The 12,480-nt window shown below is 39.6% G+C and carries 13 protein-coding genes; 12 read left to right on the top strand and 1 reads right to left on the bottom strand.

The window, feature by feature from the left end; translation table 11 throughout:
* Window positions 1–85: 85 nt before the first annotated feature.
* The gene (locus tag E2K98_RS05930; protein WP_133333345.1) at window positions 86–313 is read right to left on the bottom strand and encodes a hypothetical protein; all 228 of its coding nucleotides are present in this window, start codon (window positions 311–313) and stop codon (window positions 86–88) included.
* 730 nt (window positions 314–1,043) lie between these two features.
* On the opposite strand from E2K98_RS05930, the gene E2K98_RS05925 reads away from it, so the two are divergent.
* From E2K98_RS05925 to narJ, 12 genes are all read left to right on the top strand, one after another.
* Window positions 1,044–1,154, top strand: coding sequence for a YjcZ family sporulation protein (locus E2K98_RS05925; RefSeq protein ID WP_081810792.1), 111 nt, complete (start codon window positions 1,044–1,046; stop codon window positions 1,152–1,154).
* Window positions 1,155–1,185: 31 nt separating this feature from the next.
* Complete coding sequence (locus tag E2K98_RS05920; RefSeq protein WP_133333344.1) at window positions 1,186–1,329, top strand: YjcZ family sporulation protein; 144 nt, start codon at window positions 1,186–1,188, stop codon at window positions 1,327–1,329.
* 457 nt (window positions 1,330–1,786) lie between these two features.
* Window positions 1,787–2,251, top strand: coding sequence for a hypothetical protein (locus tag E2K98_RS05915; protein ID WP_133333343.1), 465 nt, complete (start codon window positions 1,787–1,789; stop codon window positions 2,249–2,251).
* 107 nt (window positions 2,252–2,358) lie between these two features.
* Window positions 2,359–3,054: a DUF2294 domain-containing protein gene (locus E2K98_RS05910; protein ID WP_235824732.1), complete on the top strand. Its 696-nt coding sequence runs from the start codon at window positions 2,359–2,361 to the stop codon at window positions 3,052–3,054.
* A 105-nt stretch (window positions 3,055–3,159) separates the two neighbouring features.
* Window positions 3,160–5,013: a PAS domain S-box protein gene (locus tag E2K98_RS05905; protein WP_133333342.1), complete on the top strand. Its 1,854-nt coding sequence runs from the start codon at window positions 3,160–3,162 to the stop codon at window positions 5,011–5,013.
* Between the two features lie 121 nt (window positions 5,014–5,134).
* On the top strand, window positions 5,135–5,515 hold the full coding sequence (locus tag E2K98_RS05900) for a VOC family protein (protein WP_133333341.1): 381 nt from the start codon (window positions 5,135–5,137) through the stop codon (window positions 5,513–5,515).
* Between the two features lie 152 nt (window positions 5,516–5,667).
* Window positions 5,668–6,132 (top strand): hemerythrin domain-containing protein, encoded by a 465-nt coding sequence (locus E2K98_RS05895; RefSeq protein WP_133333340.1) that lies wholly within the window; start codon window positions 5,668–5,670, stop codon window positions 6,130–6,132.
* Window positions 6,116–6,421: a hypothetical protein gene (locus E2K98_RS05890; RefSeq protein ID WP_133333339.1), complete on the top strand. Its 306-nt coding sequence runs from the start codon at window positions 6,116–6,118 to the stop codon at window positions 6,419–6,421. The genes E2K98_RS05895 and E2K98_RS05890 overlap by 17 nt, the downstream gene beginning before the upstream one ends.
* 15 nt (window positions 6,422–6,436) lie before the next feature.
* Window positions 6,437–6,727: a hypothetical protein gene (locus E2K98_RS05885; RefSeq protein ID WP_133333338.1), complete on the top strand. Its 291-nt coding sequence runs from the start codon at window positions 6,437–6,439 to the stop codon at window positions 6,725–6,727.
* The gene (locus E2K98_RS05880; protein ID WP_133333337.1) at window positions 6,714–10,379 is read left to right on the top strand and encodes a nitrate reductase subunit alpha; all 3,666 of its coding nucleotides are present in this window, start codon (window positions 6,714–6,716) and stop codon (window positions 10,377–10,379) included. Before E2K98_RS05885 ends, E2K98_RS05880 begins: the two co-directional genes overlap by 14 nt.
* A complete protein-coding gene (gene narH, locus E2K98_RS05875) occupies window positions 10,369–11,871 on the top strand; it encodes a nitrate reductase subunit beta (RefSeq protein WP_133333336.1) in 1,503 nt (500 codons plus the stop codon). Before E2K98_RS05880 ends, narH begins: the two co-directional genes overlap by 11 nt.
* On the top strand, window positions 11,871–12,470 hold the full coding sequence (narJ, locus tag E2K98_RS05870; protein WP_235824731.1) for a nitrate reductase molybdenum cofactor assembly chaperone: 600 nt from the start codon (window positions 11,871–11,873) through the stop codon (window positions 12,468–12,470). Before narH ends, narJ begins: the two co-directional genes overlap by 1 nt.
* Window positions 12,471–12,480 lie beyond the last annotated feature (10 nt).

Below are 12,480 nucleotides of genomic sequence, written 5' to 3'. Positions count from 1 at the left end.
GGGATGCTCCCCGCTCAGGCTGTCGAAAATCTTTCGATAGCCTTTATTTTGTTTGCTCTCTTTAACAATTCACTGCGTTAATTAATTATAATGTTTTAACTGTGCCACAAGTCTGTTGATTTCCGCTCCAGGCACAAGCGGTTCGCGGGCGTGCCGGGGAGCCTCCTCGTCGCTTCGCTCCTGCGGGGTCTCCCCAGCCCCGTACTCCCGCAGGACATTGAATGCTCCTCGAAACCACCCACGCACGAAGGAAATGCGATAGCATTTCCGAGGAGTCTTCGTGCCTTCCGCTCCAATCAACAGGTGCATTCAATAAAGATTTAAACTCCTTAAGTGTCTAAAATAAGTGGATTTAATGTTTAAGCTAATATAGGTTACTCAAAGTGAGTATGAATTTGTAACTATGATGAATTAGTTTCAAATGACCCTCTTCTAGTCTTAATTGCAAATAATATTGATTTTTCGATTCTTCTTGAAAATGTTCATCCTTATTATAATGAGGATAATGGCCGCAACTAATCCCCTTTTTCTTTTTAAGATATGTATATTGGGTATCTTTTTGGGATATTTTTGATAGACAATATAGTTGGGTGACTTGTTTTATTTGCGGAATCAACCCATTTAAAAGCAAGCACAAATAAACAAAGTAAAGGTAGAGACTGGCGAATATATAGCAAATTAATAATTGATTTTGCCCCTCCTGTTGATTGGAGCGGAGGGCACTCGACTCCTGCGGGATAAAGAGGTCACTGGAGACCCCACAGGCGCAAGCGCCGAGGAGGCTTCAGGACCTCCCCGCGGAAAGCGAGTGACCTGAGCGGAAATCAACAGGCCCTTTTGTAGGGACTATCAATTAAAATTTGTATTTAGATCTAGCAAAAAATAAAATTGCCAAGAAAAATATCCTTTCTCGACAACCTAAGCGGGGATCCTCCCCGCTTTATTTCATTTTCAGCGAGAGATAAACACCAAAATAAACAAGCCCTGCCAAAATCATGACGTTTGCATAGTATATATGGAGTTAAAGAAGGGAGGTCTTAGTAATGGATGGTGCAGGTGCTGGTGGAGGTTTCGCATTGATCGTTGTATTGTTTATCCTTCTTATTATAATTGGAGCGTCGTTTATCGGCGGAGGATACGGCGGCTTTTATTAAAAAATAAAAATTAAAGAAAGGTGGAATAAATATGTTTGGATACGGTGGTTTCGGCGGTGGATTTGGAGGCTGCTGCGGTTATGGATATGGTGGGTTTGGAGCAGGCGGCGGCTTTGCTTTAATCGTTGTATTATTTATTCTTTTAATCATCATTGGAGCAGTTTGCTTTTATTAATTGAACACCCATAGATATTCAAATTAGAAAAAGGCCTGAATGGGCCTTTTTTTCTTGAATTGGATTTCACGTGCTTTTGGCGGAAGTTTGGCTGGACCTTCTGTTCCCCCATGTATGTAGCCCAAAGTTTCGCCATTCCAACTGTTGGTAAAGGGTGGGTCTCGTCGAGTTCGAATGTACTTAAATTTATTGGTATCATGCCATCCATTGGCTGTAAATCCATCAGGTATCCCCTTATTCCGTTTTTTGGTTTAGAATTATCATGAAAAATAATTTTATTCTCTTTGGATTTTAAGGAGAGTGACTCCCTCTATCGGTAAACATTATCCTTTATTTATTTACATATTTTAGGAGGTTGAGGGAGATAGTAATATCAAATAGTAATATCAAAAATGGCTGGCTTGAAAAACCACCTTTAGCACCAAATCGAAAAGAAATTGCAAGGGGTTAGAAGAATGTGGCGAATCCGAAAGAAGCGTTATTTTGGAGTATTGCCTTACCGGGCTTTGGGCAATTAATTAATGGCAAATACCTAAAAGGACTCCTTTTTATAGTTTTAGAATTTATCGTAAACGTAAAAGCTCATTTTAACGAAATTATTAGATTAAGTTTTCATGGTGACATCGAAAATGCAATTGCTCAAGCAGATTATCAATGGTTGTTGTTTTACCCCTGTCTGTACTTCTTTGCTATGTGGGATTCCTTTAGAGATGCTGGGGGAGGAACGGATAAACATTCGTTTTTCCCATTTGTAATGACAGCATATTTTGTAACGGTAGGGTGTATTTATTCCTCAAACTTTAAATTATTTGGAGAATTACTTGGGCCAGTTTGGTTACCTATACTATGTGTAATTCCTGGATTAATCGTGGGGATCGCATTAAGAGGTATATTGCAAAAAAGGGTTAGGTCGGAAATTTAAGATAGTTTATAGTAAATAAGTAGTATTGAACTTCAAGATTTGGAAATATAAAATAAAAATTAGGATAAAAGAAATAAAGCTTTTATCTTTATAAAGGATGAGCAGGTTTGGAAAACAAACAGGTACAAATGGAGTTGGCAAGTTATATTGGAAGATCTTTACGTGAAAATTTCGGAAAAGGACCTGAATCGGTATTTGTTTCCTATAATCAGTCGATATTGACGGTATATTTACGAAACTTCCTTACTCCATCTGAAAATGTTTTGTTAGCACAAGATCAGGAAGCGATTGTTCAAAAGACAAGAGATATGTTAATGCAAACACTCATTCCTGAGTTTAAGGCCTATATTAAAATTTTAACCGGGATGGAAATAAAGGAATTTTATTATGATTGGGGACTTCACAATAAAAGTGGTGTCTTCGTTGGCATAAATACTTCTTCAACAGAACCTGGTGAAACCATTAATGATTTATTTGTAGGAAAAGAGCTGCTTCACGAAGAAATTAAAAGAATCAGTCTTCAGGCTCAAAGAGAGCCAGAGGAAGTGGAATCGTTCCTTTTAAACCAAAGAACATTGGTGATCATACGAAAAGGGATACTCGTATCCATCGAAAGGGAATTAATTCGATTAGGGAGTTCAGAAACTTTAAGACTTGCTAAACGCAATCTTGAAAAAAGATTATTACATAATAGCAATCATTTTGAAACGATTCTCAAAACAAAAGTAAATGATATTTTTGTGGATTGGGATTTTAATCTAGATAAGAGCGCCATCGTGCTCATCTTAACACCAACAGCATAAAGGCGGTAGTGAGTTAGACAAAAGAGCTAAACACAAGCCAAGATGGGGATTTTACTCATCTTGGCTTTTTTATTTAAAAACAGGGAAAGGAACTGGTAGAGAGAGATGAGCAGTCCCATGGAAGCAATCAAAAGCGAAAAGAGGCAATTATTAATAAACCATGTAACCGAAAAAATGACCAGTAACCAAACCTTGTTTAAAGAGAATGAGGATGCAATTGTCATTTTTGATTTAGAAGGCCATATTGTCCAAGTAAATCCTGCCTTTGAAAAACTATTACTCTATACTTTCGCAGAATCGATTGAATTGAAGCTGCAAAAGCTGTTTCCGATTGAAAGTTTGGATATGGTTTTTCACTATTTTCATAAAGCTTCATTCGGTCAGGTCCAAAACTTTGATTGTGTAATGATCACGAAACAAGAGAAATTGATTGATTTAAATATAACCAATATACCTATATCTGCCGATGATAAAGTGGTTGGAGTTTGTGCATCCCTGAAAGATATAACCCAAGTAAAAAAGAAAAAATCTGAGGTTAGAAGAATAGAAGAATTTCACCGTGTCTTGACCGAGCATGTTCTAGATATCATCCTAACTACAAATATAATGGGAAAAATTCATTATGTATCTCCTTCCTGTGAAAAAATACTTGGGTATGAGGCGGATGAAATCATTGGTCAACATTTCTCGTTATTGTTACACCCTGAAGACAAGGAAAAGGCTTTTAAGGAACGTGAAAAAGTACTTACATTGCTTGAAGACAGCAGAGACTCATATCGGTACGTCAAAAAAGACGGCAGTTTTGTTTGGATTGAATCGATATGTAATCCCATCGTGGACCATGATACAAAAAATATCATTGAAATCGTCAGTGTGATCCGGGATATAACGGAGAGAAAGCAGGCAGAAGAAGAATTATGGAGCAGGAAAAGAGCCTTTCGGGATTTAGTAGAGCATTCACCAGATGCGGTGATTATCGCCAAGAATGAGAAAATCCTTTTTATAAATGAAACAGGTATTGATTTATTAGGACCTGAACGCATGGAGAACTTCATTTCGAGATTCATCTTAGACTTCATCCATCCAGAGGACCATCAGGAAGCGAAAAAAAGAATCAAAAGTATTATGGACGGGAATAGAACCGAATTTAAACCCTATCAAATCATCCGTTTTGATGGAAGTACCTTTGATGGGGAAGTAAAAGGCATTCCTACCTTTTTTCAAAAGCAGTCAGCTCAGCATATTATTATTCGGGATGTTACTGAAAAGAAAAAGACACAGGAACTCTTGCGGAATTCGGAAAAATTAACGATCGCGGGACAGTTAGCTGCTGGAATCGCTCATGAGGTTCGAAATCCTCTTACTGCCATAAAAGGATTTCTCCAGCTAATGGAGGCGCAGGTTAAGAATAAGACGTACTTTGAAATCATTCAATCTGAGATGGAAAGAATTGAACTAATCCTCAGCGAGTTATTGGTTCTCGCCAAACCACAAGATTTGAAATTTGAAATTGAGAATATACAGTCATTAATCAATGATGTGAAAACATTAATTGACACGCATGCCATTATGAATAATATTTTGATAAAAATTGTGAATGAATGTAAGGATCTAACCATTAATTGTGATAAGAACCAATTGAAGCAGGTTTTTATCAATTTTTTAAAAAATGCGATTGAAGCAATGCCTGATGGCGGAAGTATTACAATTGAAATTAAACAATATAGTGAGGAAAAGGTGAAGATCTTTTTTAAAGATACCGGGAGGGGGATCCCGCATCATATTTTAAAACGAATTGGGGAACCATTTTTTACTACAAAAGAGAATGGAACAGGACTCGGTATTATGATTTCGAAGCAAATTATCGAAAATCATAATGGAAGCGTTCATATTTGGAGCGATAACAAGGGAACCATTATTGAAGTCATTATCCCGGTTAATAATGGTTTGACAATATAATGAGATAGAGGTATATAGCTCCTCACTATTACTTTAGGATGAAAGAGAATACTATAGTGTTTTTTTTCCATCTAAGAAAGGTGGTATAATTCCATTAAATAATATTAAGGGAGTGATCTTGTTGATTAATACAGTCGGTCAAATTATGTTGTATGTAAATAATCAAGATGAGGCAGTGAATTTTTGGACAGAAAAGGTAGGGTTTACTGTCATTTCGGAGCAAGATAACGGTCAAGGGATGAGATGGATTGAAATCGCCCCGACAAATGTAGCGGAGACGAGTATTGTTCTCCATAATAAGGAACTAATTGCTAAAATGCAGCCTGAATTAAATCTTGGAACACCTTCTTTGATGTTTTTTACGAAAAATTTCGATCAATTACATAATGACTTAACAAATAAAAACGTTACAGTCGGTGAAATTGTAAATATGCCTACAGGCAGAGTATTCAATTTTGCAGATAGTGAAAATAAATACTTTGCGGTAATGGAAAAAAAGTAAATTTGACTAATAATGATAAAAAGGCACGAGTTTTATAAAAACTCGTGCCTTTTTATATTGGTGAATTTACCGCAGTGAATGATTAGAGAAAAATCGGTTGGAAAAACTTACTAATGGTAAGAATCGAATATAAAAAGAAAGGATGAATCAAATTGTCAGGACCTAGTTTAAGAAAACAGGATGCCCATACTTCCATTCATGAGTCAGCATTAAATGAGGCAAAAGAACTACGTGCTTTATTGAATAAATGCCTTAAAGAGGAACAAATCGAAAAAGCCCAAAAAGTTGCAGAGGTAACCATTGAACATTGGGAATCGCGGACATTACAGCATGCAGAATCCGAAGAAGAAGGGTTATATAAGGAAATGGCAGAGGAGAAGCCTTATTTACGCCAGCTTATCACCCAGCTCACTCGTGATCATGACCTTATGCGTAGAATCGTAGAACAAATGAGGAACCTGCTGATTCAGGATGAGATTGATTACAGAATGATCTCTTTACTTGATTCCTTAATTATCGTGGACTCCATTCATAATGAAGATGAAATGAATAAACTACTAACAAAAAACGAAAGCTACGACAAGAAAGTTATGGAAAAAGGTGAAGATATTGCTTGAAGAAAAATTATTACGTTATGCGGCACCAACATTATATACCAAAATGGTCGGAATTTTTTCAACCTATCATCTACATCCCTATGATGTACATGCTACCGCTTTAAAGGAAGAGAATGGGTATGAGGTTTCATTAAAGTATTCTACTGATTTTTCTCAATTCGTCACACAACATTTCACCTTTAAACAGGTGGCAGAACCTGATGAAGAGGTGACCCAATTTTTTGAAAGAGCTGCAGATCAATGTAAGTCTTTGTTAATTGCAGATTACTATAAAATGATAAAGCCCTAAGGAGTTGAAAGTCGTTTGTTTTCATTTCAAGATGATGCCCTACTCGTTGATGACCGAGAAGATTTAATTGCTGTGCTGCGGATGAGATTCGGATCTATTCCTGGTGAAATGATAGAGGACATTTACGGAATTGTTGATATGAATGCGCTGCAACGACTCATTCTATCAGCTGCAAATGCAGCAAATTGGGATGTTTTTTTGGAAGAATTTAATGAAGGTAGAGACTCTTTTCGATTATTGGGTGAAAAATTTAACCCGTTAAGAGATCGATTGAAAGGGAGAGATGGTCTCGATGGAACAGCATAAAAATAATTTGCTTCATTCACTTAAGCATCTTGTCCGAGGGGAGCGCATTAATGATGGATGGACAGAGGAAAACCCGCGGTCGCGTGATTGGGAATCGGCTTACCGTGGCCGTTGGGGTCATGATAAGGTAGTCCGGTCCACTCACGGAGTGAATTGTACAGGCTCGTGCAGTTGGAAAATCCATGTGAAAGACGGCATTATCACGTGGGAAACCCAACAAACCGACTACCCATCAACGGGTGATGATTTTCCTGAATATGAACCAAGAGGATGTCCGCGTGGTGCCAGCTTCTCCTGGTATACATATAGTCCAACACGGGTAAAGCATCCCTATATCCGCGGAGATCTCTATGCTTTATGGAAAGAAGAATTGGGCAAAGCAGAAAACCCTGTACAGGCGTGGGAAAATATCGTTTCGAATCCCGAAAAACGTGAACAATACGTAAAAGCACGTGGCAAGGGCGGGTTTGTCAGGGGAACATGGAAAGAGATTTGTGAAATGATTGCTGCCGCAAGTATTTATACGATTAAAAAATATGGTCCCGACCGAATTGTCGGATTCAGTCCAATACCGGCGATGTCGATGGTTAGCTATTCTGGTGGAACAAGATTTCTATCGTTAATTGGTGGGACTATTTTAAGCTTTTATGATTGGTATGCTGACCTGCCGCCTGCTTCTCCACAGGTTTGGGGCGACCAAACAGATGTACCGGAGAGTGGAGATTGGTATAACACGAAATATTTTATTATTTGGGGAACGAATATTCCTCAAACCAGAACACCAGATGCCCATTTTATGGTCGAGTCCAGATACAACGGAACAAAAGTTGTTGGTGTTAGCCCAGACTATGCGGAATATGAAAAGTTTGCAGATTTGTGGTTACCGGCGAAAGAAGGAACCGATGGGGCACTTGCGATGGCCATGACCCATGTGATTTTAAAGGAATTTTATGTGGATAAAGAAACTCCTTACTTTTTGGAGTATGCCAAACAATATACAGATTTACCTTTTTTAATTACGTTGAACAAAAAGAACGAAAATTACCGCTCTGACCGTTTCTTACGGGCATCAGATCTTTCTGACCAAGAGGAGCTTGGTGATTGGAAAACTGTTGTTTGGGATGAAACTACCGATAATTTTGCAATTCCAAACGGCAGCGAAGGATTTCGGTGGGATAAAGGAAATCAGTGGAATTTAGATTTATACAATATTAATCCAAGAATGAGTTTTTTAGAGGATTCTGAAGAAAGAGTCATGGTTGAATTTCCGTACTTTGGCGAAAAAGAAGGCGGATTGGTTATACGCGAAGTCCCTATTAAAAAAATAAAAGACAAATCTGGGAACGAATTAATCATTACAACTGTTTATGATTTGATGTTGGCCCATACTGGAATCAATCGAGGGTTAAAAGGTGAATACCCATCGGATTATAATGATGAACAAAGACCCTATACACCTGCATGGCAAGAGAGCATTACGGGTGTCAACCGGGCACATGTCATTCAAGTTGCCAGAGAATTTGCAGAAAATGCTGCGTTAACAAAAGGGAAATCGATGATTGCCATGGGTGGTGGCACGAATCATTGGTATCATAGTGATCAGATTTATCGATCGATCTTAAACCTTGTGCTGTTAACGGGTTCACAAGGGGTCAACGGCGGAGGCTGGGCACATTATGTCGGGCAGGAAAAGGTGCGCCCATTAGAAGGTTTTTCACAAATTGCATTTGCGAATGATTGGGTGAAAGCTCCAAGATTTATGAATGGAACTTCCTTTTTTTATTTTGCCACCGAACAATTCCGCTATGAGTATGTAAAAGGGGAAAGTGAAACAGAATGGGGCAGTCAATATTCGAATATGCACCCTGCTGATTTCAATGCGCTCTCTGCTCGATTAGGATGGCTGCCAAGCTTCCCTCAACTATCGCAAAATTCATTAGATGTAGTGAAAAATGCCCGGTCACACAATAACGATGACCAAGCGGTAATCAAAGATATTACGAAACAACTAGTTGAGGGGAAACTGGATTTTGCGATTGAAAATCCAAATGACCCTCGGAACTTCCCACGTGTCTTTTTCAATTGGCGCTCCAATCTATTAGGTGATAGCGGAAAGGGTCATGAGTATTTTGTCAAACATTTAATCGGCTCAAAGGATTCTGTTTTAGGAGATACTGAAAGCTCCTGGCAGCCTGAGGATATTAAGCTTTCCGAAACGCCCCCTGAAGGGAAAACGGATCTGTTTGTCAGCATGGATTTCAGAATGACTAGTTCAGGGCTTTTCTCCGATGTCATTTTACCGGCGGCTACCTGGTATGAAAAGTACGACATTAGCAGTACCGATTTACATCCATTTGTACATCCGTTTAATGCAGCGATCACTTCTCCATGGGAGACGAGAAGTGATTGGGATGCTTTCAGAGAAATTGCTAAAAGCTTTTCTGAGCTGGCCAAGAAACACCTCCCGGCCCAGGAAGATCTCGTCCTGTCACCACTGGCACACGATACGATTAATGAAATCGCTCAGCCTTTCGGAAAGGTAATGGACTGGCGAAAAGGGGAAGTCCAGGCGATTCCGGGTAAAACCCTTCCTAACTTTAAATTCGTTAAACGGGATTATCCAAATGTCTATGATATGTGGATTACCGTTGGACCGAATATTAAAAATGGTTACGGTACAAAAGGGGTGAAAATCCCTGGAGATAAAGTTTATAAAGAATTACTCGACCGGCTTGGACCTTCCAAACATATTGGCATTGGAAAAGGTTTTCCTGATCTTTATTCTGATAAAAAAGCGATCAACGCGATTCTTTTAATGTCAGGAGCGACGAATGGGAAAAGGGCGGTTGAAGGCTGGAAATCGATGGAGGAAAAGACAGGAAAAAAACTGAAGCACATCTCTGAAGGACGCGAGGAAGAGGATTATACCTTAGATGCCTTAACCGTCCAGCCAAGGCCAGCAATCTCTACACCTGTCTGGAGTGGATTGGAAAATGATAATCGCAGGTACTCTCCATTTACGGTTAATAAAGAATTTAATATTCCTTGGCATACCCTTACAGGGAGACAAAGTTTTTATCTCGATCATGAAGTCATGCTTGATTTTGGAGAGGGCTTTCCTTTATACATCCCTCCAATTAACAAAGGGGCTTTTATTAAAGGAGAAAAAGAAGTCGAAAACAACGGTAAATCGATTACGCTGCGTTATATGACACCTCACCAAAAATGGGGGATTCATACCATGTTTACGGACACGAATAATATGGTTCAGTTATTCCGCGGCTGGCAGGTAGTTTGGATGAATGAAGAAGATGCGGCTTCGATTGGGATTAAAGATAATGACTGGATTGAAATGTATAACCGTAATGGGGTTGTGGTGGCAAGAGCCGTGTTAACGTACCGGATGCCAAGAGGAGCGGTTTATATGTACCACGCACAAGACCGTCATATGGGAGTTCCGGGAAACACCATTAACAGAAATCGCGGAGGAACTCATAATAGTGTCACAAGAATTGTGCCAAAAGCGACCCATATGATTGGCGGATATTCACAATTAAGCTATGGATTTAACTATTACGGACCAACCGGGAGTCAAAGGGATACGATGACAATTATCCGACCGTTGAAGGAGGTCGATTGGCTTGAGGATTAAAGCACAAGTGGCGATGGTTATGCACCTTGATAAGTGTATTGGCTGCCATACTTGTTCTGTCACTTGTAAAAATGTTTGGACAAACCGGCCGGGAATGGAATATGTCTGGTTTAATAATGTTGAAACCAGACCTGGTGTGGGCTATCCAAAAGAATGGGAGAACACCGACCGCTATAAAGGCGGTTGGGTCCTCCGAAATGGGAAATTGCATTTAAGAGCCGGCGGGCCCCTTTCAAAGCTTGCAAATATTTTTTACAATCCGAACATGGCAGACCTAAACGAATTTTATGAACCGTGGACATATGATTTTCAACATCTTCATAAACGAAAAAAAGGGGAGAGTATTCCGGTTGCTCGTCCTCGGTCGATGGTTACAGGAAACTATATCGATAAACCCGTATGGGGTCCCAATTGGGATGATGATTTAGCCGGTGGCAGCGAATCCGTCCCAAATGACCCGAATGTTCGAAAACTTCAAGAGCATATCAAAACTGAATATGAAAAGACGTTTATGATGTACCTGCCGCGGATTTGTGAGCATTGCTTAAATCCGTCCTGTGTCGCTTCATGTCCTTCAGGTGCCTTATATAAGAGAGATGAAGACGGGATAGTATTGGTAGACCAAGATTCATGCCGGGGTTGGCGTTTTTGCATGAATGGGTGTCCTTATCATAAGGTGTACTATAACTGGAATACACATAAAGCGGAAAAATGTAATTTTTGCTATCCGCGTACAGAAGCAGGGCTGCCCACGGTTTGTTCGGAAACCTGTGTGGGAAGGATTCGTTATATTGGAGTAGTTTTATATGATGCAGACCGAGTCAAAGAGGCTGCCTCCGTTGAAGATCCAAAAGATCTGTATGAATCCCAGCTTTCCGTCTTCCTCGATCCGTTTGATCCGGAAGTAATTGAAAAAGCTCAGGAACAAGGCATCAATTATAATTGGATCCAAAGTGCACAAGAATCACCGGTTTATAAAATGGCGATTAAGTGGAAAATTGCATTGCCTCTGCATCCGGAGTATCGAACCATGCCAATGGTATGGTATGTGCCTCCACTTAGCCCGATCATGAATCATATCACCAATGAACAGGATTTAAGTGCAGAAGGTTATATTCCTGCTGTGGACCAAATGAGAATTCCAATGGAATATTTAGCTTCGCTATTAACTGCAGATGATACCACTGTCATCCGAAGGGTTCTGCTCAAAATGGCAGCTATGAGAGTTTATATGCGGTCCAAAACAGTAGGCGGGGTGGATCCGCAGAAAATGACGAAATTGATAGATGAAGCAAGCACGACAAAGGAAGAACTAGAAGATATGGCTAGGTTGCTTGCAGTTGCCAAATACAATGAACGATTTGTGATTCCAACAGGCCGCCGTGAAATGGACGATGATTTGCATTATAAACAGGGAGCATGCAGCATTGAAGACCTAGCACCACCTGAAGGAATGACAACCTACCCATTTGAAAGAAGTGAAAATGCATAATGAATGAAAAAAAGGCCATTCTAGCCATCTTGGCTCGGATGATGGATTACCCAGAGGAAACGTTTTTAAATGAACGAACGACTGTTGTATCCTTTATTCAAGAAGCAATTTCAACAGAAGAAATACAAAGGGAGGTAGTGGAGAGGCTTCATCCTCTTTACGAGATGCCTTTAAAGGAGTTACAGGAGTTATATGTATTAACCTTCGATTATAAGGACAAAACCAACCTGTACTTAACGGCCCACGAGTTAGGGGACAGCAGAAAACGCGGTTTTGCCCTAATCGAATTGCAAAAACTTATTTTTGAAGAAGGATTCGAGACAGTTGGAAAGGAATTGGCGGATTACATTCCAATGCTGTTAGAATTATTAGCGGTTGCCCCGGAAGATGAAAAATTCAACAAACTTTCACGAAGGGTTGCTTTCGCCATTAATCGGATACTATCAAATCTTACGGAAGATAATCCTTACAAACGAGCTATTGAAGTATTGATGATGTATGTATTCGAGGCTCCTGGGACGGACGAAATTTCTGCATTAGAGATACTCCGGGAGCAAGCAGATCTAGATGAATTGCCATATCCATTGATGTATCGCTAAGGAGGGGATG

This window comes from Bacillus salipaludis, from assembly GCF_004358205.1.
This window is presented reverse-complemented; position numbering and strand designations above follow the sequence as displayed.

What these genes read in the sequence shown, in the direction of transcription:
- narJ (WP_235824731.1), top strand. Translation starts at nt 11,871, where the DNA reads ATGAATGAAAAAAAGGCCATTCTAGCCATCTTGGCTCGGATGATGGAT.
- E2K98_RS05905 (WP_133333342.1), top strand. Translation starts at nt 3,160, where the DNA reads ATGAGCAGTCCCATGGAAGCAATCAAAAGCGAAAAGAGGCAATTATTA.
- E2K98_RS05925 (WP_081810792.1), top strand. Translation starts at nt 1,044, where the DNA reads ATGGATGGTGCAGGTGCTGGTGGAGGTTTCGCATTGATCGTTGTATTG.
- E2K98_RS05920 (WP_133333344.1), top strand. Translation starts at nt 1,186, where the DNA reads ATGTTTGGATACGGTGGTTTCGGCGGTGGATTTGGAGGCTGCTGCGGT.
- E2K98_RS05880 (WP_133333337.1), top strand. Translation starts at nt 6,714, where the DNA reads ATGGAACAGCATAAAAATAATTTGCTTCATTCACTTAAGCATCTTGTC.